This window comes from Corallococcus macrosporus (genome assembly GCF_017302985.1).
Taxonomy (GTDB): Bacteria; Myxococcota; Myxococcia; order Myxococcales; family Myxococcaceae; genus Corallococcus; species Corallococcus macrosporus_A.
In genome coordinates, this window is the sequence record NZ_JAFIMU010000007.1 from 833,601 (window position 1) to 856,399 (window position 22,799).

Annotated in this window: 19 protein-coding genes; 8 read left to right on the plus strand and 11 right to left on the minus strand. The window is 71.2% G+C overall.

What is annotated here, in order from left to right:
- The first annotated feature begins 26 nt into the window (after nt 1-26).
- Complete coding sequence (locus JYK02_RS15670; protein ID WP_207051852.1) at nt 27-662, plus strand: hypothetical protein; 636 nt, start codon at nt 27-29, stop codon at nt 660-662.
- A gap of 35 nt (nt 663-697) precedes the next feature.
- The gene (locus JYK02_RS15675) at nt 698-1,120 is read left to right on the plus strand and encodes an HD domain-containing protein (RefSeq protein ID WP_207051854.1); all 423 of its coding nucleotides are present in this window, start codon (nt 698-700) and stop codon (nt 1,118-1,120) included.
- Between the two features lie 82 nt (nt 1,121-1,202).
- Here the strand turns inward: JYK02_RS15675 and acnA are convergent, their stop codons facing one another.
- The 5 genes from acnA to JYK02_RS15700 form a co-directional block, all read right to left on the minus strand.
- Nucleotides 1,203-3,938, minus strand: coding sequence for an aconitate hydratase AcnA (acnA, locus tag JYK02_RS15680; RefSeq protein ID WP_207051856.1), 2,736 nt, complete (start codon nt 3,936-3,938; stop codon nt 1,203-1,205).
- A 128-nt stretch (nt 3,939-4,066) separates the two neighbouring features.
- Nucleotides 4,067-5,335, minus strand: coding sequence for a phospholipase D-like domain-containing protein (locus JYK02_RS15685; protein ID WP_207051858.1), 1,269 nt, complete (start codon nt 5,333-5,335; stop codon nt 4,067-4,069).
- A gap of 101 nt (nt 5,336-5,436) precedes the next feature.
- Entirely contained in the window at nt 5,437-7,044 is a 1,608-nt protein-coding gene (locus tag JYK02_RS15690; protein ID WP_207051860.1) for an FHA domain-containing protein, read from the minus strand.
- 6 nt (nt 7,045-7,050) lie between these two features.
- Nucleotides 7,051-7,980 (minus strand): helix-turn-helix transcriptional regulator, encoded by a 930-nt coding sequence (locus JYK02_RS15695; RefSeq protein WP_207051862.1) that lies wholly within the window; start codon nt 7,978-7,980, stop codon nt 7,051-7,053.
- A complete protein-coding gene (locus JYK02_RS15700) occupies nt 7,977-9,002 on the minus strand; it encodes a helix-turn-helix transcriptional regulator (RefSeq protein ID WP_207051864.1) in 1,026 nt (341 codons plus the stop codon). Before JYK02_RS15700 ends, JYK02_RS15695 begins: the two co-directional genes overlap by 4 nt.
- A gap of 375 nt (nt 9,003-9,377) precedes the next feature.
- Between JYK02_RS15700 and JYK02_RS15705 the strand changes: the two genes are divergently transcribed.
- Nucleotides 9,378-9,851 (plus strand): hypothetical protein, encoded by a 474-nt coding sequence (locus JYK02_RS15705; protein ID WP_207051866.1) that lies wholly within the window; start codon nt 9,378-9,380, stop codon nt 9,849-9,851.
- Between the two features lie 24 nt (nt 9,852-9,875).
- Here the strand turns inward: JYK02_RS15705 and proB are convergent, their stop codons facing one another.
- Nucleotides 9,876-11,000: a glutamate 5-kinase gene (proB, locus tag JYK02_RS15710; RefSeq protein WP_207051868.1), complete on the minus strand. Its 1,125-nt coding sequence runs from the start codon at nt 10,998-11,000 to the stop codon at nt 9,876-9,878.
- 169 nt (nt 11,001-11,169) lie between these two features.
- Between proB and hflX the strand changes: the two genes are divergently transcribed.
- Both hflX and JYK02_RS15720 read left to right on the plus strand, forming a co-directional pair.
- A complete protein-coding gene (hflX, locus tag JYK02_RS15715; protein ID WP_207051870.1) occupies nt 11,170-12,825 on the plus strand; it encodes a GTPase HflX in 1,656 nt (551 codons plus the stop codon).
- Between the two features lie 50 nt (nt 12,826-12,875).
- Entirely contained in the window at nt 12,876-13,337 is a 462-nt protein-coding gene (locus JYK02_RS15720) for a hypothetical protein (RefSeq protein WP_242588762.1), read from the plus strand.
- Between the two features lie 9 nt (nt 13,338-13,346).
- Here the strand turns inward: JYK02_RS15720 and JYK02_RS15725 are convergent, their stop codons facing one another.
- Nucleotides 13,347-14,354 (minus strand): NAD(P)H-dependent glycerol-3-phosphate dehydrogenase, encoded by a 1,008-nt coding sequence (locus tag JYK02_RS15725; protein WP_207051872.1) that lies wholly within the window; start codon nt 14,352-14,354, stop codon nt 13,347-13,349.
- Nucleotides 14,355-14,388: 34 nt separating this feature from the next.
- Nucleotides 14,389-15,366, minus strand: a complete 978-nt coding sequence (locus tag JYK02_RS15730) for a hypothetical protein (RefSeq protein ID WP_207051874.1) — start codon at nt 15,364-15,366, stop codon at nt 14,389-14,391.
- Nucleotides 15,367-15,551: 185 nt separating this feature from the next.
- On the opposite strand from JYK02_RS15730, the gene JYK02_RS15735 reads away from it, so the two are divergent.
- The gene (locus tag JYK02_RS15735; RefSeq protein WP_207051876.1) at nt 15,552-16,343 is read left to right on the plus strand and encodes a hypothetical protein; all 792 of its coding nucleotides are present in this window, start codon (nt 15,552-15,554) and stop codon (nt 16,341-16,343) included.
- 24 nt (nt 16,344-16,367) lie between these two features.
- Here the strand turns inward: JYK02_RS15735 and JYK02_RS15740 are convergent, their stop codons facing one another.
- Together JYK02_RS15740 and JYK02_RS15745 are read right to left on the minus strand one after the other, a co-directional pair.
- Nucleotides 16,368-17,102: a hypothetical protein gene (locus JYK02_RS15740; protein WP_207051878.1), complete on the minus strand. Its 735-nt coding sequence runs from the start codon at nt 17,100-17,102 to the stop codon at nt 16,368-16,370.
- A 410-nt stretch (nt 17,103-17,512) separates the two neighbouring features.
- Complete coding sequence (locus JYK02_RS15745; RefSeq protein ID WP_207051880.1) at nt 17,513-19,555, minus strand: c-type cytochrome; 2,043 nt, start codon at nt 19,553-19,555, stop codon at nt 17,513-17,515.
- A gap of 264 nt (nt 19,556-19,819) precedes the next feature.
- Between JYK02_RS15745 and JYK02_RS15750 the strand changes: the two genes are divergently transcribed.
- Nucleotides 19,820-21,352: an ATP-binding protein gene (locus tag JYK02_RS15750; RefSeq protein ID WP_207051882.1), complete on the plus strand. Its 1,533-nt coding sequence runs from the start codon at nt 19,820-19,822 to the stop codon at nt 21,350-21,352.
- On the plus strand, nt 21,349-22,062 hold the full coding sequence (locus JYK02_RS15755) for a response regulator transcription factor (RefSeq protein ID WP_207051883.1): 714 nt from the start codon (nt 21,349-21,351) through the stop codon (nt 22,060-22,062). The genes JYK02_RS15750 and JYK02_RS15755 overlap by 4 nt, the downstream gene beginning before the upstream one ends.
- A 9-nt stretch (nt 22,063-22,071) precedes the next feature.
- Here the strand turns inward: JYK02_RS15755 and JYK02_RS15760 are convergent, their stop codons facing one another.
- On the minus strand, nt 22,072-22,770 hold the full coding sequence (locus JYK02_RS15760) for a class I SAM-dependent methyltransferase (protein ID WP_207051885.1): 699 nt from the start codon (nt 22,768-22,770) through the stop codon (nt 22,072-22,074).
- Nucleotides 22,771-22,799: the final 29 nt, after the last annotated feature.

Here is a 22,799-nt window from a genome sequence, read left to right on the forward strand (position 1 = left end):
GTCCGTCTTCCGTGAGGTCCCCCGCCATGTCCCCGCGCCCCTCATCCCGAGCCTCCCGCTCCACCCGCGGCGCCACGCTGCTGCTCGTCGTGCTGCTCGTCACCGTGCTGCTGGGACTGGTGGCGGGCGTGATGGCCTACGCCAGCAGCGAGCGCACGCGCGCCGTGACCTCCAGCCGCTCCGGCCAGCGTCAGGGCTGCGCGGAGAGCGGCCTGCAACTGGCGCGCGCCTACTTCGGCCGCAACTTCGCGAAGTGGAACACCTTCCTGAGCGCGCCGTCCGTCTACGACCCCATCGCCTCGCCCACCAACCCGTCCCCCGCCAACCCGCGCACCGCCGCCGGCCGCGCGGCCATCAAGACGGTGAACCCGGCGCTGTTCGCGGACCTGGACGGAGACGGCAAGGACGACGTGTACCTCTACGTCCGCGACAACGAGGACGAGCTCAAGCCGCTGCCCCCCGAGTGGAACCGCGACAACGACCAGAACGTCATCGTGGGCGCGCTGTGCATCAGCGAGACGCTGATTCCGCGCCGGGGGGACACCAACCAGCTGGACCCCAACGCGCTCGCCGTGGAGGGGCTCTTGAAGTTCAGCGGCGGCGGTGAGGCCTACTCGGCGCAGGCGGGCGCCGGCACGGGCTCCGGCAACCTCAACCGTTGAGCCGTGCGGGCGCCGGGCGTGCGAAGCTTCACGCCATGCCCACGCTCGAAGACGCCATCGCCCTGGCGGTGGCCGCGCACCAGGGTCAGCGCGACAAGGCAGGACAGCCCTACATCCTCCACCCGCTGCGGGTGATGCTCCGTCTGTCATCCGACGCGGAGCGCACCGCGGCCATCCTCCACGACGTGGTGGAGGACACGCCGTACACGCTGGAGCGCCTGCGGGAGCTGGGCTACCCGGAGGACGTGCTGTCCGCGCTGGACTGCCTGACGAAGCGCGAGGGCGAAAGCTACGAGGCCTTCATCGAGCGGCTGCGTCCCCACCCCCTGGCCCGCCGCGTGAAGCTGGCGGACCTGGAGGACAACATGGACGTGCGCAGGCTGAAGGACGTCACGCCCAAGGACGCCGAGCGCCTGTCGCGCTACGTGGCCGCCTGGACGCGCCTGCGCGCGGAGTAGCTCCCGGGAAAGACGACGGCCCGGCGACCCTCCCGTGAAGCGAGGGCGGCCGGGCCGCGAACCACCGTGTCGTGCCGCCTGCTTACGCCTTGGCGAGCTGGCGGAGCACGTACTGGAGGATGCCGCCGTTGCGGTAGTAGTCGAGCTCGTTCGGCGTGTCGATGCGGCACAGCGCCGTGAACTCGATGGGGCCCTTCTCACCGGTGGCCTTCACGGTGAGCTTCTTCTGCGGCGCCAGCCCCTCCGCGATGCCGGTGATCTCGAACGTCTCGTGGCCGGTGAGGCCCAGCGACTGCGCGTCCTGGCCCGCCTCGAACTGCAGGGGCAGCACGCCCATGCCCACGAGGTTGGAGCGGTGGATGCGCTCGAAGCTCTTCGCGATGACGGCCTTCACGCCCAAGAGCTGCGTGCCCTTGGCCGCCCAGTCGCGGCTGGAGCCGGTGCCGTACTCGGCGCCCGCGAGCACCACGAGCGGGATGTTGTCCGCCTGGTACTTCATGGACGCGTCGTAGATGCTCATCCGCTCACGCGTGGGGATGTGCACCGTGACGCCGCCCTCCACGCCGGGAACCAGCAGGTTCTTCAGGCGGATGTTGGCGAAGGTGCCGCGCACCATCACCTCGTGGTTGCCGCGGCGCGCGCCGTAGGAGTTGAAGTCCTTGGGCTCCACGCCCTCCGCCATGAGGTACTTCGCGGCGGGGCTCGTCTTCGCGATGTTGCCCGCGGGGGAGATGTGGTCCGTCGTGACGGAGTCACCCAGGAGCGCCAGCACGCGCGCGCCCTTGATGTCCTGGACGGCCTTGGGCTCCTTCGGGAGGTTCTCGAAGAAGGGCGGCTTGCGCACGTAGGTGGACTTCTCATCCCACTGGAACGTGGAGCCCTTGCTCACCTGGAGCTGCTGCCAGAGCGTGTCGCCTTCCATGGCGTTCGCGTACTGGCTGCGGAACTGCTCCGGCTTCACGGCCGTGCGGATGGTCTCCTTGATCTCCTCGTTGGACGGCCAGATGTCCTTGAGGAACACCGGCTTGCCGTTGGGGTCCGTGCCCAGCGGCTCGTTGTCCAGGTCGCGGCCCACTTCACCGGCCAGCGCGTACGCCACCACGAGCGGGGGGCTCGCCAGGTAGTTCATGCGCACGTGCGGGTTGATGCGGCCCTCGAAGTTGCGGTTGCCGGACAGCACCGCCGCCACCACCAGGTCGCCCTCCACCACCGCGTTGGAGACGGGCTCCGGCAGCGGGCCGGAGTTGCCGATGCAGGTGGTGCAGCCGTAGCCCACGACGTGGAAGCCCACGGCCTCCAGGTAGGGCAGCAGGCCCGCGTCGCGCAGGTACTCCGTCACCACGCGGCTGCCCGGGGCCAGGGACGTCTTCACCCAGGGCTGCGGCTTGAGGCCCTTCTCCACGGCCTTCTTCGCCAGGATGCCCGCGGCCACCAGCACCGCCGGATTGGACGTGTTGGTGCAGGACGTGATGGACGCGATGACCACCGCGCCGTGGCCCACCTGGTAGCTCTGCTTGCCGGCCTTCACGGTGACGGCCTGCGCCAGCCGCTCCGGGGCCACCGGGGCCGCGGGGGCCTTCGCGCCGCCCTTGGGGCCCTCGTCGTCCTCGCCCTTGCTCTTGCCCGCGGCGAGCATCTCCACCAGGGACTTCTCGTACCCGGCCTTCATCTCCTTCAGGGGCACGCGGTCCTGCGGACGCTTGGGGCCCGCGAGGCTGGGCACCACGGCGGCCAGGTCCAGCTCCAGCGTGTCGCTGAAGAGCGGGTCCTGCGCGCCGGCGTTCAGCCACAGGCCCTGCGCCTTGGCGTACGCCTCCGTCAGCGCCACGACGTCATCCGGGCGGCCGGTGAAGCGCAGGTAGTTGCAGCTCTCCTCGTCCACCGGGAAGAAGCCGATGGTGGCGCCGTACTCCGGAGCCATGTTCGCGATGGTGGCGCGGTCCGGCAGCGACAGCCCCTTGAGGCCCTCGCCGTAGAACTCCACGAACTTGCCCACCACGCCCTTCTTGCGAAGCATCTGCGTGACGGTGAGCACCAGGTCCGTGGCCGTGGCGCCCGCGGGCAGCTTGCCGGTGAGCTTGAAGCCCACCACCTGCGGAATCAGCATCGTGATGGGCTGGCCCAAGAGCGCCGCCTCCGCCTCGATGCCGCCCACGCCCCAGCCCACCACGCCCAGGCCGTTGATCATCGTCGTGTGGCTGTCCGTGCCCACGAGCGTGTCCGGGTACACGGTGCTGCCCTGTCGGAACGTCACCTGCGCCAGGAACTCCAGGTTCACCTGGTGGCAGATGCCGATGTCCGGCGGCACCACGCCAAAGCCCTTGAACGCGCTCTGGCCCCAGCGCAGGAAGGCGTAGCGCTCGCGGTTGCGCTCGAACTCCAGCTCCGCGTTCTCCTTGAAGGCCGCGGTGGTGGCGAACGAGTCGATCTGCACCGAGTGGTCGATGACCAGGTCCGCCGGGTTGCGCGGATTGATTTTGGCCGGGTCACCGCCCATGGAGGCCAGGGCCTCGCGCATGGCGGCCATGTCCACGACGGCCGGCACGCCGGTGAAGTCCTGGAGCAGCACGCGCGCGGGGTGGAAGGAGATTTCGGTCTCCGGGGCCGCCTTGGGGTCCCAGGCGAGCATCTTCTCGATGTGCTCGCGCTTGACGACGCGGCCATCCTCGTTGCGCAGCAGGTTCTCCAGCAGGACCTTCAGCGAGAACGGGAGGCGGTTGACCGCCGGGTGGGCCTTCGCCAGCGTGGCCAGGCTGAAGTAGTCGTAGGTGGCCGAGCCGACCTTGAGCTGGGCCTTGGTGCCGAAACTGTCCGTCATGTGCGTTGCCGTCCTTCCGTGCCGGAATGACGCAACTTCTAGGCGTGTCCCCCCCGGCATGCAAAGGGTTCCTGCACCGCGTTGAAGACGGTGGACGGTTGGCTCGAACCCCGGGCTTACGGCCCCGCTCAGAGCACCTTGCGGAAGAAGTACAGCACGCGCTCCACGGCCTTCTGCCAGAGGGGCCGGCGGCGGAAGAGGGCCAGGTCCACCTCGCGGCAGTTGCCGCAATCCAGGCGGAACGAGTCCTCCAGGTCGCGCCCCAGCCGGGGGTCCGCGAAGACGGCGTTCACCTCGTGGTTGAAGGCCAGGGACAGCCGTTCCAGGTTGAACGACCCGATGGTGCCCCACACCCCGTCCACCACGGCCGTCTTGGCGTGCAGCACGCCCCGGCGCCACTCGAAGATGCGGATGCCGGCCTCCATCAGCGGCTCGTAGAAGGCGCGCGTCGCATGCTCGAGGAACGGGTGGTCGCTCTTGCCCCCGTTGAGCAGCAGGCTCACCTCCACGCCGCGCTTCGCCGCGTCCTTGAGCGCGGCCACCATGCGCCGGTCCGGCACGAAGTAGCCCGCGGCGATGAGCACGCTGGCCCGCGCGCGCTGGATGGCGTGCAGATACGCGCGGTGGATGCTGCGGCGGCTGGACAGCACCGCCAGTCCCACGTCCCCCTTGGCCAGCAGCGCCCTGGGCGCGTGCGCCCCGCCCTGGATGCGGCGGCGCAGCCGGCTCAGCCGGTCCCGGAACATCATCCGCCACGTGGCCAGGAACCTGCGCTCCAGCTCGTGCACCGCCGGGCCTTCGATGCGCAGCACGTCGTCGCGCCACGCCACGCCCTGCCCCTCCGGGGCCCAGTGCGCCGCGATGTTCACCCCGCCCGTGAAGGCCACCTGGCCGTCCACGACGAGAATCTTCCGGTGGTCCCGGCGCAGCAGGTGGCGCAGCCCGCGCTGGAGGCTGAAGGGCTTGAACGCCCGCACGTCCACGCCGCGCTGGCGCAGCCCCTCGAAGAAGCTCCTGCGGCTGGTCCAGGACCCCACCGCGTCGTACAGCACCTTCACGTGCACGCCGCGCTCGGCGGCCTCCGCCAGCGCCTGGCCGAAGAGTTCGCCCACCGCGTCGGTGACGAACATGTACGTCTCCAGGCGGATGGAGCGGCGCGCGCGGCGGATGGCCTCCAGCATCTCCGGGTAGGCCTCCACGCCGTCGCGCAGCAGGCGGCACGCGTTGCCCTGGAGCGTGGGGTGGTGCTGCGGCAGGTAGTAGCGGGCGAGCAGCCGCCGGGACACCCCGTCGCTCCACACCGGAGCGTGTTCGGGCACCGGCCCCACCGAGCGCGCCGGCCTGGGCGCCGCTGGAACCAACCCCTCCGTCTGACCCTCCCCCGCCAGCTCACGCATCACCCTATTGAGGGTGGGACCGGGGGGAGTGACCGGCAACCCGGACGGGCCCTGCCCGCCTCCCTGGCGGGGTTGCACCGTCCGCCAGGCAACGGCTGGGACTACAGGCCGTACTCGATGCGCTTGTTCTCCGCGCGGGTGGCGCACGGCTGGTCGTACTCGGGGAAGTACTCGCGCATGTGGTCCAGCGTGGAGGCGGCCTGCTTGAAGTGGCCCTGGTTGTAGTAGCCCTCCACCTCCAGCAGCAGCTTGGAGCAGGTGCGGTCCAGCTCCTGCTGGGCGCGGCGCATGGCCTCCTGGGCCTCGTCGTACAGGTCCGGCTTCGGATCCGGGTGGGCCTCCAGCATCAGCCACGCCTCGCGGAAGGACTTCCAGGCCTCGTAGCGGTTGCGCGCGCCGATGTCCGGCGTCTCGAAGTTCTTCTGGCCCTTCTTGAAGAGGTCCCGGGCGTTCGCGACCAGTTGCTGCGTGGAGAGCTGCTCGGGCAGGAGCGCGCGCTCCACCCAGACGTTCCACACGCGCCAGGTGTCCTCGCCGGGCGGGTTGCGGGTGTTGTCGAAGATGATGCGGTTGGGCTCACCCTTGCGCAGCTGCTGGGGCGGGATCATCAGCTCCAGCGAGCGCTCCTGGCTGGCCATCGTGTCCGGGGGCACCTTGCCCACGTCCACGCCGTTGACGCTCACCACCACCTCGTCCTTGGAGATGCCCTGGGCCTGGTAGTGGAGGATGACCACCGCGCGCGTCGCGGCGACGAACTCCCACTCGAAGACCTTCATGTCCGGCCGGTTCCAGGTGACGCCGTCACCCAGGCCGAACGAGTCGTTGATGGGCTGGTTGGACAGGCGCACGGGCTCCTCGCCCTTCTGCACCTTGTCGTCACCGCCCAGCACCAGCCAGTACATGAGGGCGAAGAGGCCCAGCACCACCACGCCGCCGCCGGCCATCACGCCCGCGCGCACCTTGGAGTTCGCCTCCGCCCAGAACAGGCGCAGGTTGGCCACCAGGCCCGGCGTCTCACGGCGGATGCGGGCGCGCTCGGCCGCGGACAGACCGCCGCCGCTGGAGCCACCGGCGCGGGGCGTGCGGGCCACCGCGCGGGACGACTGCGAGCCGGTGCGGCGCGCGGGCGGGGGCGCCGCGGGGGCCTTCTCGATGGTGGCGGGACCGTCCTCTTCCGGAGGAGGCTGCTCCTGCGGCACGGCGCGCTGGGCGTTGGAGGTGGGCCGGCGGATGGCGCGCATGTTCATGCGCGTGGACTCCGCGCGGATGCCCTGCAGGTCCTCCTCGTCCGCGCCTTCCGGCACGAGCGCGGCGCCCTTCTTGTTGCGCTGCTTGCGCACGGAGTCGATGGAGACGATGCGCGTGCTGTTGGCGCCGTCCTCCGCAGGCTTCTCGTCCTCGCCGGTGGGCGCGTCCTCCGCCGCGAGCGCGAACAGGAACGTCACCGGGCCCAGCGTCAGCGTGTCGCCGTCCGTCAGTGTCTGCTTCTGCACGGCCGCGCCGTTGACGAGCGTGCCGTTGGCGCTCTTCTGGTCCTCCACCGCGTAGCCGTCACCGTCCTGGAAGATGCGGCAGTGACGGCGGGAGATGCCGGGGTCGTACAGCACCACGTCGCACTCGGAGGTGCGCCCGATGAGCACGGAGTCCTGGTCGAAGACGAACTCCTTGCCGGCGTCTTTTCCCTCGGAGATCGTCAGTTGGAAGGCCATGTCGTCCTAGGAGCCTATCGAGGCATGTACGGCTCGGGCAACGGCGGCGCGCGCGCTCGCCGGCTCCAGCACTTCCGCCTCTCCCCCGAAGGATAGCACCCACTGCGTGAGCCAGCGCTCACTGTCTCCGGCCACCCGCACCTCCACCCCACCGTCAGCGAGCGGGCGGGCGTCCTGACCGAAGCGCTCCTTCACGTAGGGTGCGGCCGTCGGAGTGAAGCGCACCCGGACGGAGGCCTCGCTGGCGCTGCGCGCCGGGTTGGGCACGTCCGCGCGGGCGTCCGGCGGCGGCTGGAAGGCCGTGGTCGTGACGGCCAGGTCCTCCATGCGATCCAACCGGAACAGGCGCGCGTCCTGGCGGGTGTGGCAGAAGCCCTGGAGGTACCACTGGCCGCGGTGGCTGAGCAGCTCGTAGGGGCGCACCCGGCGGGGCTCCGGGGCGCGGCCGGGGCTGGCGTAGCCGAACGTCACCTCCAGCCGCTCCAGGATGGCGCGCGTGAGCGGCCCCAGCGCCGGGGGCGCGTCCGCGGAGGCGTCGATCTTCCGGTACATGTCCCGGAAGCGCTCGCGGGCCGCGGGCGGGATGATGCCCTCCAGCTTCGTGAGGGCGCTCTGGAGCGCGTCGCCGGTGGCCGGGCGCAAGAGCTCCGCCGCGGCGGCCAGGGCCGCGGCCTCGCCCGCCGTCAGCCGGGGCGGCGCGAACAGGCGCTGGTCCAGGTCCACGTAGACGCGGTCGTTGTCCACGTAGATGTCGATGTAGTCGTCCGGGTTGAAGGGCGGCCGGCCCACGCAGGTGAGCAGGTCCAGCTCCTCCAGCAGGTCCTCGCGGCTGATGTTGAGGGCCTTGGCCAGGGCGTCCACCGTGACGCCCGGGTGCTTGGAGACGTAGGGGACGAGGAACAGCAGGCGGCGCAGCCGCTCGTGGACGTTGCTCATGCGCTCACCCGCTGACCTTCCACCGGCGCGTGCTTCGCCAGGATGTTCGCGGCCATCCGCTCCAGGCGCTCGCGCGCCTCCGGAGGCCCTTCCATGCGGCAGTCCGCGCCCAGGGACAGGACGAAGCGTGCCAGCCCGTCCAGGAACGTCACCGGGAAGCGCGCCCGCACGACGCCCTCCCCTACCGGCTCCAGCGCCGCGCCCGGGAACAGCGAGCCCGCGCGCGAGGCCTGCGGCCCGGTGAGCTGGAGTGTCACCTCCATGGGCTCATGGAAGCGGTACTGCCAGGGGAAGTAGGCCACGTGGGCGTCCAGCGAGAAGTCCGCCGGCACCTCGAAGTCCGGCGTGCGCGGCCGCGCGGTGTTCACCTTCAGCTCGCGGATGCGGTGGACGTGGAAGGTGCGCAGGCCCTGGCGCAGGTGGCAGTAGCCCACCAGCGTCCAGACGCCGCGCCGGAGCGCCAGGCCGTAGGGGTCCACGCGCCGTTCCGTGACGCCGTCCTTGCGCGGGCTGCCGTAGGTGATCTGCACCCACTTGTGCGCGGAGCACGCGTCCCAGAGCTGCTCCAGGCGGGCGGAGACCTCCTTCTCCTGGCCCTCCTGTCCGGTGCCCAGCTCCATGCGCACACGCGGCGTGGGCAGGGACTCCCCGGCGAAGAAGCCAATCTTGCGCAGCGCGTGCGCCAGGTCGTCGCGGCCGGGGAAGGCGCCGGACGCCAGCGCGGCGGACCCGGCGGCGTAGAGGACGGCCAGCTCCTCCTTCGTGAGGTCCGCCTCCGGCAGGTAGTAGACGTTGCGGTCGACGAGGTAGCCGTCGCGCCGCTCGTCGTCGCCCTGCACGTAGCTCAGCGGGAAGCCCAGCTCGACGAGCTCCGCCTTGTCGCGTTCGAACTTGCGTTCCGCGGCGTCGTCCGAACCGCCGTAGTCCGCGGGGAAGTGCTCACGCAGCTCGGCCCACGAGATGGGTTCCCGCGCGTCGAGCAGCAGTGCCACGAGATCAAGGATGCGTTCCGTGCGGTCCATTCAGGAGATCGGTGACGATGGCGGACAGGACCCGGGAGATCAAGAGACCGGGGACTTCCGGGGTGGGAGAAGGGAGCAGGCCAGGAAAGGGACAGGGAGGGAACACCGGAGGGGGCTGGCTCCGTCCAAGGGGGAGATAGTCGCCCCAACCTGAACAGGCAAGCAGGTATCACCATGTACCCCTCGTTTCGTCCGCCAGGCAGCAGACAACCCCGGGCGTGGGGCTCGCACTCGGGGCGCGTCTGGGTTATTCCTTGGGCCCTGTCGAATTGGGTGAGAAGCGACAGCGTGCCTCCTCCAGAGCCTCTGGTGGAAGCTCCGCTGGCTGCCGTGGGGGCGACGCGGCGGACGGAAGGCTTTGACGAGGGCTCGACCATGGACCGCACCTCCCTGCTGAAGAAGTGGCTTCCCGGGCTGGCGCTGGTGCTGCTGGCCTTCGCCTCCGCGCCCGCGCACGCCCGCTCCGAGCCGCTCTACTTCGCGCTGGAGGTCCGGCGCGACGGCCGGCTGATCGCCCAGCCCAAGCTGCTGGGAGAGGCGGGCCGCACGCTGCGCGCCGAGCGCCGCCGTCCGGGCGCGACGGTGCCGGACTACCGGCTGGTGCTCACGCCCAAGGGCGAGGGCGACTCCTTCCAGCTCCAGGTGGACCTGTCCCTGCCGGAGGGCGAGGGCCACTCGCAGCTCGCGCTGCTGCACGGCCAGGAGCGCAAGCTCCAGCTGGGCCGGGTGCCGGGCGAGCTGGAGGTGTCGCTGCTCCTGATGAAGGTGGACTCCCCGGAGTTCCGCGCGCTGATGCAGCTGACGGAGAACACGCCCGGCACGGTGAAGTCCGTCTCCTCCTCCATCTAGTCAGGCGGCTTGCGCGCACGGCCCCTACAGCACCGCCAGGTCGTCGCGGTGCACCGCTTCATCCAGGTAGCGGTAGCCCAGCACCGCCTCGATGTCCGCGCTCCGCCGCCCGGCGATGCGCTTGAGCTCGTTGGCGTCGTAGGTGGACAGGCCCCGGGCGAACACCGTCCCGGCCGCGTCCGTCAGGTCCACCGGGTCTCCCCGGCCGAACTCCCCCTCCACGCCCGTCACGCCGCTGGGCAGCAGGCTGCGCTTGCCGGTGACGATGGCCTCCTTCGCGCCCGCGTCCACCACCAGCCGGCCCCGGGGCCTCAGGGCGTGGGCGATCCAGGCGGTGCGCGCGCTGCGGCGTCCGGCGGGCTCGAAGAGCGTGCCCACCGCCTCCCCCTGCAGCACGCCGCGCAGGCGGCCGGGCACCGCGCCGGAGGTGATGACGCACGGGATGCCCAGCTCCGCGGCGCGAGCGGCGGCGCGCACCTTGGACGCCATGCCGCCCGTGCCCACCGCGCTGGTGGCGTCCCCGGCCAGGGCCAGCACGTCCGAGGTGACGCGCGGCACGGAGGGCATGAGGCGGGCGTCGGCGTCCCTGCGCGGGTCGGCGGTGTAGAGCCCCTCCACGTCGGAGAGGAGGACCAGCGCGTCGGCCTCCACCACGCCGGCCACCAAGCTGGCCAGCGTGTCGTTGTCGCCGAACTTCAGCTCGTCCACCGACACGGTGTCGTTCTCGTTGATGACCGGCACCACGCTCGCGGCCAACAGCCGGTCCAGGGTGTGCTTCACGTTGAGGTAGCGCCGGCGCTCCTGCACGTCCTCGTGGGTGAGCAGCACCTGGGCCACGGTGCGCGCCGCGTGGCTGAAGGCCTCTTCGTACGCCTGCATCAGGCGGCTCTGCCCCACCGCCGCGCACGCCTGCTTGCCCGGGATGTCCCGGGGACGCGCGGGCAGCCCCAGCCGCTCCATGCCCAGCGCGATGGCGCCGCTGGACACCACCACCAGCTCCCGGCCCCCGGCGGCCCACAGCAGGTCCTGTCCCAGCGCGTCGAAGTGGGCGCGGTTGAAGCGGCCGGTGGCGCTCGTCAGCGCGTTGGTCCCAATCTTCACCACCACGCGGCGGGCCTCGCGCAGGGCATTGCGTGCGGAATCAGTCACGGAAGGCAGCGTAGGCTGGAACGGGAAAGGACGCGCGCGGCCGGCTGTTCACCAGGCTTCGTGGCAGGCGGAAAACAGGGGCCATTGTCATGAAACGCGGACGGTCCCTGTCCATCCAATGTCTTGAACGGGGCGCGGGCCCTTCGATGTCCGCGCCAGGAGAAACGGTTTGAAGGAAATCTACGGCAACACCCTGGGCCTGAAGTCGAGCGAGCAGCAGCGGCTGCGCAACACCTTCCGCCGCCGCGTGGATCCGCGCGAAATCGTGTCCGCGGAGCTTGCCCGCCACCTCACCGAGCTGTCGCACGAGCTCAACCGTCAGGTGGGCGTCCTCATCAACCGCAAGGGCGACATCGAGCACGTCGTCGTGGGCAACGCGCACAAGCTGGAGCTGCCGGACATCGGCCGTGCGCGCGCCGGGCAGATCCGTCTGCGCGGCCTGCGGCTGGTGCACACGCACCTCAAGAGCGAACCCCTGACGAAGGACGACCTCACGGACCTGGCGCTGCTGCGCCTGGACTGCGTGGCGGCCGTGGGCGTGGGCAACGACGGCCTGCCCGGCGTGATGCACTGGGCCTACCTGGTGCCGGAGAACGGCTCGGGTGAGTTCTGGCACGTGTCCACCCTGCCCTCCGTGCACGGTGAACAGCCGGACCTGCTGGCCACGCTGGACGCGCTGGAGGAGGAGCTCAACCGCAAGGCGGCCGCGCGCACGGTGTCCGGGAAGGAGCGCGCCATCCTGGTGGCGGTGTGCCTGGACGGCAACCGCGCCCGGGCGGAGTCCTCGCTGGCGGAGCTGAAGGAGCTGGCGCGCACCGCGGGCGTGGAGGTGGTGGACAGCGTGCTCCAGATGAAGCGCGAGGCGGATCCTCGCTACCTCATCGGCCGGGGCAAGCTGGAGGACCTGAACCTGCGCTCCATGCAGTCCATGGTGGACCTGCTCATCTTCGACAAGGACCTCACCCCGTCGCAGGGGCGGCACATCGGCGACGCGACGAGCCTGAAGATCCTCGACCGCACGCAGCTCATCCTCGACATCTTCGCCCAGCGGGCGCAGACGGCGGAGGGCAAGCTGCAGGTGGAGCTGGCGCAGCTGAAGTACCGGCTGCCCCGGCTGGTGCAGGGGGATGACTCGCTCAGCCGCCTCATGGGCGGTGGCGTGGGCGGCCGCGGTCCCGGTGAGACGAAGCTCGAAATCGACCGTCGCCGCGTGCGCGAGCGCATCACGAACCTGGAGCGTCGCATCGACGTCATCAGCCGCGAGCGCAGCGTCCGCCGGGCGCAGCGCAACCGGCGCGAGGTGCCGGTCATCTCCATCGTGGGCTACACCAACGCGGGCAAGTCCACGCTGCTCAACGCCATCACCAACGCGGAGGTGCTGGCGGAGGACAAGCTGTTCGCCACGCTGGACCCCACCAGCCGCCGCCTGCGCTTCCCGCAGGAGCGCGAGGTCATCATCACCGACACGGTGGGCTTCATCCGGGACCTGCCCAAGGACCTGGTGGCGGCCTTCCGCGCCACGCTGGAGGAGCTGTACGACGCAAGCCTCCTCCTGCACGTGGTGGACGCGAGCGACCCCGCGCGCGACGACCAGGTGGAGGCCGTGGAGAAGATCCTCCAGTCGCTGGGCCTGACGGAGAAGCCGCGCCTGATGGTCTGGAACAAGGCGGACCAGCTCACCGCGGACGAGGTGGAGACGCTGCTTCGCTCCCAGGGCGGCGTGGCCATCAGCGCGGTGAAGCGCGAGGGGCTGGCGACCCTGCTGGCCAAGGCGGACACCACCCTGTTCGCCGAGGGTGCGTCCGAGTCCATCGGCGTCGTGTGACGGCGGGCGGGTTGTCGGCGCGGGGGCCCTCCCCGTAGAGTCGGGGGGCCTTGGCTCCCGCGCTGAAACTGCTCCTCCCGCTGTTGACGGCCCAAATCGAAGGTCTGCCCGGACAGGACTCCGGGCCGGACTACGACAGGCCCGTCTCGTCCATCACCACCGGCTACATCGAGCTGCTCGAGAAGAACAGCCACATCGTCTACCCGGTCATCGCCGTGGTGACGCTGCTGCTCATCGGCTGGGGCATCCTGTCCGCGTGGCGGACGCAGGACATCGACGGCCTGCAGAAGAACGAGTTCAAGCGCGCCATCATCAACGAGCTGCGCGCCAACATCAGCGGCATGCCCGGCGACATGCTGGGCCGCACCATCGGGCTGGACCGCCTCAAGACGAACCGTCTGCTGGAGGAGATGCAGACGGAGGGGCTGGTGCTCAGCCACACCAACTCCGAGCGGCTCACCGTGTGGCGCGTGCGCGGCGCGGGCCCGGAAGCCCGGCCGCGCCGCTACTAGCGCCCTGCCTCAGACGCCGGACAGCTCCGACTTCGGCTGGCGCGTCATCAGGTCCACCACCGCCATCTTGGCGTTCTTGCCCTCATAGGCGATGAGGTAGACCTGCTCGCAGATGGGCAGCTCCACGCCCGTCTTGAGGGACAGGTCGCGCGCGCTCTTCGCGGTCTTCACGCCCTCGGCGACCTCCTTCATCTCCGCGAGGATGTCCGGCAGCTTGCGGCCCCTGCCCAGCTCCATGCCCACGTGGCGGTTGCGGCTGAGCTCGCCCGTGCACGTGAGCACCAGGTCGCCCATGCCGGACAGGCCGGAGAGCGTCAGCGGGTTGGCGCCCTTCCTCACCGCGAGCCGGGTGATTTCCGCCAGGCCGCGCGTGATGATGGCGGCTCTCGCGTTGTGGCCCATGCCCAGGCCGTCCGCCATGCCCGCGGCGATGGCGATGACGTTCTTCAGCGCGCCGCCGTACTGCACGCCCACCACGTCCGTGGACGTGTACGAGCGGAAGGTGTCCGTCTGCAGCGCCTTCTGGCAGCGCTGGGCCACCTTGTCCCAGTGCGACGCGATGGTCACCACCGTGGGCATGCGCCGCGCCAGCTCCTTGGCGAAGCTGGGGCCGGAGAGCACCGCGACGTACGGGTGGAACTCCTCCGGCAGACAGTCCTCCAGCAGCTCCGTCATGGTGAGGAGCGTGCCGTTCTCGATGCCCTTGGACACCGTGACGAGGGGCACGCTCTTGGGCAGGAACGTCTTCGCGCGCGCGAGCACCTCGCGCGTGGCGTGGCTGGGCGTGGCGAGCACCACCATCTCCGAGCCCGCCAGCGCCTCCTCCAGGTCCGTGGTCGCGCGCACGCGCTCGGAGAGGGGGATGCCCTTCAGGTAGGTGGCGTTCTCGTGGCGGGTGTTGATGGCCTCCACGGCGGAGGGTTCGCGGCCCCACAGGCGGACTTCGTCGCAATTCACCGCGAGCACGTTGGCGAGCGCCGTTCCGAAGGAGCCTGCACCGATGACACTGCCGCGCATGAGATGACCTCGGGTCGAGAGGGGTGGGGGGTTTTCAGAACAGCGCGGACACCACGCCCACGGACAGCGTGGGCATGAACTCCGCGTCCGTGGAGCGGCTGCGGAAGTCCCCGCCGAAGGAGACAGCGTAGGACGTCTTCTCTCCGACGGGAAACTCCGCGCCCAGCCGGACGAGGACGGCGGCGTCCAGCTTCCACGCGGGCGGCACGCCGGACAGCGGGTCGCGCTGGATGGGGTCCAGGTCGAAGGCGAAGAGGGCCCGGACATCCAGGTACGGCCGCCACGCGCGCGGGCCGTCGCCCTGGAAGGACGCCACCAGCCCCGGGGCCACGTTCCAGTCGCGCCGGCCGCTCAGGTAGCGCGCGCCCCGGTCCTCCGTGTCCGGGGGACGCAGGAAGAACGCGCGCCCTCCGTCCACCACGAAGGCCAGGCTCACGTTGGGGCTGTCCATGAGCGTGAGGCGGGCGCTGGCGCGCAGCTCGGTCATCAGGCCGTAGACGCTGTCCACGCCCAGCCCCAGGTCCAGTCGGTCCAGGACGCCGTACACGCCGCGCGCGGACACGAAGGGGTAGCCCAGCTCCATGCCCACGCCCACGTGCCCGGCGCCCAGCGACCGTCCGCCGTAGAGCCCGTAGCGGTTGGGGGCCTGCGGAGGGCTTGGGGGCCGGGGCGGCCTGGCGCGGCGGCGCGTGGGCTGCGGCTCCGCGGGCAGCGGCGGTGCATCCCGGGGAGGCGGAGGCGGTGGCGCGGGGACGGGGGCGGAGGCGCCGGGAAAGGACTCCCAGCCCTCGGCTTCGCCCTGGGCGTCGGGCGGAGCCGGGACGCGGGTGGGCTCCTCCTCTTCGGAGGGGCCGGGTTGCGCGGGAGTGGCCTGGGACGCGGGCTTGCCGGGTTCGCTCCAGGACTCGTCGGGGGTCGCGCTCCGGGAGGGCGGGAGGGGCGTCTGGGCGCGCGCGGGAACGGCGGGCGCCAGGGCCAGGAGCGACAGGGTGAGGAGACCGGGGAGGCGCATGAGGGAAGAAGACAGGCAGCCTAGCCCACGCTCTGGCACTGAACGAGGCCGGCCTGCCCGGCCACCCTCCCGCCATCCGGCCGCGTCCGGAAAGCGGCAGCCTGGCCACAATGCTGATGACGGGGGCCGGGCCCGGTCTACCATCCGCGCCCGCGCGAATGGCGTCGGTGAGGAGAGCCAACGGGATGAGGGTCGGACGGGGTGCATTGCTGATGGCGCTCGCCCTGGGCGCGTGCAGCAAACCCGGTGCGGGCACGGACACGGCGTCGGATGCGGGAACGCTCCTCCTCGGGTTGCCGGGACGGCCGTCCACGCTGACCGTGCCCTCGTGCGAGGAATTGCTGCCCGCGGACCTGCGCGACCTCACGCTGAACGGCTTCACGATGAAGGAGGACCGCGCGTGTCCCTCGTGCGGGCCGCTGTGCACGCTGCGTTCGGCGGCGTTGCCGGACGTGGCCGTGTCGGTGGCGTATGACTGCCAGCCGCACTACGCGAACGCGGATGTGCGCGCGCTGCTCGCGCCCACGTTGAACGCGGGCGGCGAGGAGATTCCGGCGCTGGGCAAGGCCGCCGCGCGCCGCAATCCCGTGCAGGGCATGACGCAGGTGGTGACGTGGGATGACGACACGCCGTGCGTCGTCGTCGTGACCTGGCTGGGGGATGACCCCGACCGCGCGCTGGACGTGGCCCGCCTCGCGGTGACGTCGCACCACGGCGTGGTGGATCCAACGGCGGACGCGGGCACGGAGCTTCCGGCGGACGCGGGGGACAGCCTCCTCCTGGATGCGCCGCTGGAGCCGCTGGACAGCCTCACCACGCCGCGCGCCGGGACGACGGATCTGCTCTCCGCGCCGCCGGGCTCGGGCTCCCGCTCAAGCCCGGTGACATCGCCGCCCGTCCCTGCCCCGCGTCCCGCGGTGAAGGCGCCGGTGGTTCCGAAGCCGGCCACGCCCGGTGTCCCTGACGCGGGCCCGTAGGCAGCCATCGCCTGACGGCCCTTCTCAGTAAGGCCACTTCGCGATGGCATCGGCGTGAGTGACCTTGTGATTGAGCCAGACAAGCACCAGCGCCACGCTCCAGCGCAACGCTCCAGGGCGCGTGGCCAGCCAGTCACCCGCGACGAACCTCACCGGAAAGAGGACCGCGCCGAAGCGGAAGGCATTTCCCAGGTCGCCTTGCGGCAGCATCACCAGCAGCGACAGCAGGGCATAGAGGCCCAGGGCCCGGTCGCGGCGCCATGACACCCCCGCGAACACCAGCCACACCGCGCCAAAGACATTCCGCAGCACCAGCCAGCCATTGAAGCCCCGGTGCCAGGGATTGCCAAACCACAGTCCCCGGATGGCGCCCCAAAGCGAGTCCACGTGGTTCCACTCCCGCTGCGCCTTCAGGAACATGAAGGGGTCACCGGAACGGCTCCACTCGAAGACAAGCAGCCCGGCGAATGCCAGCAGCGCGAAGCCCCCCATGAAGATGAACCGCACGAAGCGCTCGCGCCACGACGGCTCGCGCATGGCCGCCAGGAGCGCGGCGGCAATCGCCACGAAGCAGCCCTGATTGCGCGTGAAGATGCAGAGCGAGACCAGCACGGCGGAAGGCAGCAGTTGCCCACGCGAGGCACACGCCAGCGCCCCGAACGACAGGAGCAGGAAGAGCCCCTCCGTGTGGTGCGAGTGCAGCGCGAAGCTGGCGGGACCGTAGAGGAAGACGAACCATCCCCAAGGTGTCCGGGCCATCAGTCCTTCGCGCCACGGCCCCCGCCTCGCCTGGTGGGCGTTCCACGCGACGAAGCCCAGCAGGCATAACGTGGACAGGACCGCGCCGACGACCTGGGAGGCAGGGTGCCCCCCAGTGCCAGCCGCGCCAGCCAGACCAGGCCCGGGTACAGCGGCAGGAAGGCCCAGAGCGGCCACGTGTACCCCTCCAGAACGAGCGTGCTGTAGTAGTGGGAGTCCCAGCGCTCCAACACCAGGAGCGGAGGGATGCCCCGGTGCCAGGACGTCCAGGCCCAGAGCCCGAAATGGTGGACCAGCACCACGAGCCCCCAGGGCGCATACCCGCCCCTGGGAGGTGATTCATCCGCGGCGTGTGAGGCGAGCCCCATGAGCGCCGGGGACCATGCCCCCCGGCGTCATCGTTCAGGCAACTACAGCGTCTCCAGGTACGCCACCAGGTCGTCCACGTCCGCGTCGGACAGCCCCGCGGTCATGCCGTGCTGGTTCGTCTCGCGGCCGTTCAGCAGACGCGCCTTGAGCGAAGGCGCGCTGCCGTCGTGCAGGTACGGCGCGGTGCGGCCCACGCCCAGCAGCGACGGCGTGTTGAGCCCCGCCTTGATGACCGCCGCCGCGTCCTGCAGCACGCCGGAGCGCACGAACGTGCCCACGTCCGCGTTGGTGTTGTTTGTGAGCGCAGCGCCCGTGTGGCAGGTGTCGCACTTCGCCTGCTTGAAGAGGACAGCACCGCGCGCCTGCGGTGCCGTCAGCGGCTCGCCCTGGAACGCGTTGTCCGGCGTGGGGATGGCGTCGATGAACGCGCCCAGCTTCGCGACCGTGTCCGCGTCCAGGTCCTGGCCGCCCATGCGGTCCTTCACCGTGGCGCTCATGAAGTCCCCCAGCGCGGAGAACTCGCCGCTCCAGTGGAAGGGCGCCGTGGCCGTCGTCATGCGGCCCGCGAGGCTGGGCGTCTGGCGCGGCCCGTCCGGGAAGCCCCACACGTGGCCGTCCTCGCGGCCCTCCAGGTGGCACGACGCGCAGGACACCGCCACGGACGGGCTGGTCATCCGCCGGTCCACCGCGCTGAAGAACAGCCGACGGCCCTCCGCCGCCAGCGGCGACAGCGTGTCGCCCGCGATGACCAGGCGCGAGCCCTCCTCGCGGATGTCATTCGCCCCGCCCACCAGCGTGCTGACCGTGTGGTCGAACGCGTTGTAGACGTACGCCCTGCGCCCGTCCCGCGTGAGCGCGATGCCGTTGGGCCCCGCGCCCACGTCCACCAACTGCCGCACCGGGCTCGACTCGTTCGGCAGGTCGGAGCCGGTCCGCCGGAACGAAGGCAGGATGGCCACGTTGTTCGAGTCCTGGTTCACCAGGAACAGCCACGCGCCCGTCGGATCCACCACCGCCGCCGAGGGCCCCTGCAGGGGCGTCGTGAACGATGGGCTCGCGATGAGCGACGTGGGGTAGTCCGGCTTCTCCTCCGGCGGCGGCTTGCACTCGTCCAGGTCGTCCACCACCGGCCGGGGCGCCTCGTCCTCCGTGTCGAAGGTGATGACGCCCGCCGCCACCACGCCGCCGCCACTGGAGGCACCGCACGGCGTCCCGCCGCCGTACATGGAATCGCCCAGGTCCGGGTCGCGGCCGTCCACGGGGCCGCCCAGCGGATCCTCGCGCGACCACAGCACCGGCGCGAAGAGGCGCCGCCCATCCGGCGCGCCCAGCAGGTCCACCATGCCGCGCGCCCGGAAGGCGCGCGGGAGCTGCTGGACGCCGGGGGGCAGCGGGGTATCGAAGACGTCGTCCGCCGCGGAGCCCCCGTTGGACACGGAGGCCGAAGGGCGGTTGGCCTTCGCGTTCAGGTCCGTGCCGTCGCGCATCACGCGGGGGTTGTTCGCGTCCGACAGGTCCACCGTCACCACGTCGCCCTGCCGGAAGAGCGACACCGCCGCCTTGCGGCCCTCCTCCAGGAGCGCGATGCCGCGCGGCTCCTCGCCCAGCGGCAGCTCCCAGCGCACCGTGAGCGTGGCCGTGTCGATGGCGGTGAGGCTGCCCCGCGCGGCGGACTTCCGCGTGGCGCTGTTCACCACGTACAGCGTGCTGCCTTCCGGAGACACCGCGAGCCCCGTGGGCTCCACGCCGACCTGGATGCGCGCGGCCTCCACCGCGTCGCCCTTGCGGATGACGGACACGCTCCGGTCGCCCCGGTTCGTCACGTACACGGTGTCGTCCACGCCCACCGTCACGCGCTCCGGGCGCGAGCCCACGCGCACCTCGGAGACCTTCTCCCGGCGGGCGGTGTCCACCACGGCGAGGATGCCGTTGTCCGCGTCCACCACGTAGAGCAGCGAGTCATCCCGGCTGAGCGCCAGGGACCCGGAGGCGTTGCTCCAGGTGCCCGCGACCTCGCGCTCCTTGCAGCCCGAAAGCACCAGCGTCGTCACCGCGCACAGCGCGGCCCATCCCTGCCGTCGCATCGGAAATGCCATCCCCTCCCGCGAAGGCCCGCGCGTGCCTCCAGCCCCAGCCTCGCGCGGCCTCACGGCCTGTCGGGAGCGTGCCGGCCCAGCTCACACGCCTTCCCGAGGGCCGCATGCTCGCCCAGCCGCCCACCTGAAGTCGATGCCCTCCGCACCCGCCGTATGCCTCCCGACAATGCCGCCGACAGTGTCGGGAAGACTCCCCCTTCCCCTCAAATGCCGCGAGCACCCGGCCGCCGTCGCGTGTAGACACGGGGGGCCGTGTCACGTCCCGCGCCCGTCATCCTCAGCTTCCGGCGCACGTTCGCGCTGCTCATCCTGCTGGTCGTGCTGCCCTCGGCCGGCCTGTCCGGCTTCGGCGTCGTGGCCATCATCAACGAGCGCGCCGCGGTGGAGAAACGCCTGGAGGCCGCGTGGCGCGGCACGCTGGCGGACCTGTCCGCGGAGGTGCCCCGGGCGCTCAGCCGCGGACGCCTGGAGCCGGTGGGCAACGAGCGGCTGGCGTTCCTCTTGCCGGACGACCAGGAGCTGTCCGACCCGGAGGGCACCTTCCATGTCGAGAACGGGCTGGTGCGCACGAAGGATCCGCAGTTGGCGGAGGCCCTGGCGGCGCTGGTGCCGGAGGCCGCCTCGCTGCCGACGGTGACCACCGTCTTCTCGCTCGCCACGGGCAGCCGCGCGGTGATGGTGGCCGCCGAGCGTCAGGGCGCCTCCGTGCGCGGCGTGCGGCTGTCAGGCATCGCGCTGGACGCGCTCCTGTCGGACAAGGCGCAGGGCCGGGCCACGTCGGAGCCCGTGCGCTTCACGCTCCTGCCCGTGCCGCGCGACACCACCGGCGAGGGCGGGCTCGTCAACCGGCTGATGTCGGAGGTGGCCCAGGCGCGGCAGAACGCGCTGGGGCCGCCGGTGCTCGCGGAGCGGGTGCTGTCCGCGCCGCTGCAGGACTTCCGCCTGGTGGTGCTGCCCACCGGCGAGGACCCCGTGGCGAGCGCCTCCACGCGCAACCGCGTCGTTTACGGCGTGCTGCTGGGTTTGTTCTACCTGACGCTCACCTTCGGCGTGGCGTACACCGGCCGCGTGCTCTACCGCGAGGCGCGCCTGTCGCGCATGAAGACGGACTTCGTGTCGCTGGTGAGCCATGAGCTGCGCACGCCGCTCACCTCCATCCGCATGTTCATCGAGACGCTGGCGCTGGGACGGTTGAAGGATCCGGCGCAGCAGCAGGAGGTGCTGGACCTGCTCACGAAGGAGACCGAGCGGCTGTCGGACCTCATCGAGCGGGTGCTGGACTGGGCGCGCATCGAGAGCGGCCGCAAGGTGTACCAGCGCGACGCGCTGCCGGTGACGGAGGTGGTGGACGCGGCGGTGGCGGCCTTCCGCACGCAGCGGCTGGGCGACGACATGCAGTTCACCGTGAACGTGGACGACGGCTTGCCTCGCGTGGAGGTGGACCGCGTCGCGGTGGCGGGCGCGCTGCTCAACCTGTTGCAGAATGCCTACAAGTACAGTGGGCCCACGAACCGCAGAATCGCCCTCCGGGCACAGAGAGACGGCGGACACGTGAACCTGTCGGTGGAGGACAACGGGGTGGGAATCGCCAGGAAGGACCGCAGGCGCATCTTCGAGCGCTTCTACCGGGTGGACAACCTGCTCACGCGCAAGACGGAGGGCAGCGGCCTGGGGCTCGCCATCAGCAAGCGCATCGTGGAGGCGCACGGTGGCCGCATCACCCTGAAGAGCGAGCCCGGCCAGGGCAGCTGCTTCACCATCCAGCTGCCGGTGAGCCGCGCATGAGCACGTCCGTCCCTTCAGAGGAGAAGCCCCGGCGCATCCTGGTGGTGGAGGACGACCTGTCCATCCTCACCGGCGTGTCCATGAACCTGCGCTTCGAGGGCTACGAGGTCCTCCAGGCCCAGGACGGCCGCACGGGCCTGGCCAAGGCGCTGGATGAAGCGCCGGACCTGCTGGTGCTGGACCTGATGCTCCCGGAGCTCAACGGCTACGAAGTGATTCGCGAGCTGCGCGCGCGCGGCCGCGACACGCCCGTGGTGGTGCTGTCCGCGCGGGGCCAGGAGTCGGACAAGATATTGGGCCTCAACCTGGGCGCGGACGACTACGTGGTGAAGCCCTTCGGGCTCCAGGAATTGCTCGCGCGCATCAAGGCGGTGCTGCGCCGCAGGTTCGGCGGCACGGGCACCGCGCCGCCGCCGGTGACGTTCGGGGACGTGAAGGTGGACCTGTCCCAGCGCACGGTGTCGCGCGACGGGCAGCCGGTGGACCTGACCGCGCAGGAGTTCAAGCTGCTGGCGCACTTCCTCGCGCACCCGGGCCGAACCTTCACCCGCGAGGAACTCTTGTCCGGCGCGTGGGGCTACCACTACGAGGGCAGCGCGCGCACGGTGGACAACTTCATGCGCCAGCTTCGGCTGAAGTTCGAAGCGGACCCGGAGGCGCCCCGGCACTTCCTCACGGTGCGCGGGCTGGGCTACCGCTTCGAGCGCTGAAGCGGCTCGCTAGCTTCCGGCGACGCCAATCTGGCGCAGGTCCTCGAGGTCGAAGGGCTTGCCGTCGAAGCGGCCGAAGCGCTCGCGCAGCGTAAGGCCGCTGGCGGTGAGGGCGGTCTCCAGCTCCTCGGGGAGGAAGTGGCGCAGCTTGAGGCGGCGGATGGGGCTCTGGCCGCCGGCCGGGCGCCGCTCGCGCAGGTGCAGGGCGAAGAGGGGGCGGCGGGGCTCCACCGCGGCGCCGGGCTCGTCGTCGTCGCGCGGCAGCACGGGTTCGCGCGGGGCGTTGAGCACGTCGTAGATGAAGGTGCCGCCGGGGGCCAGGTGGTGGCGCACGGTGGCGAGGAACGCCTCCAGGTCGTCGCGCCCGGCCATCAGCCCCAGCGCGTGCTGTGGGGCGAGCACCAGGGGGAACTTCTCCGGCAGCCGCAGCGCACGGGGGTCGGCGGCCATGAGGCGCGTGCGGCCGGAGACGTCGGAGGACTCGGAGGCGCGGCGCTCCTCGGCGGAGCGGATCATCGCCTCCGAGGGGTCCACACCCACGGTGTCGAAGCCATGGCCCGCCAGCGCCCAGGGCACTCGGCCATTGGCGGCGCCCAGCACGAGCACGGGACCGCCATGTTCGGAAGCCTGCCGTGTGTAGAAGACGAGGTCCGGCTCCTGTCCCACGAGGGACAGCGGGGTGCGGCCGCGTGCGTCGTTCCCAGCCATTGCCCAGGCCCTAGCACGGTTAGGGGGCG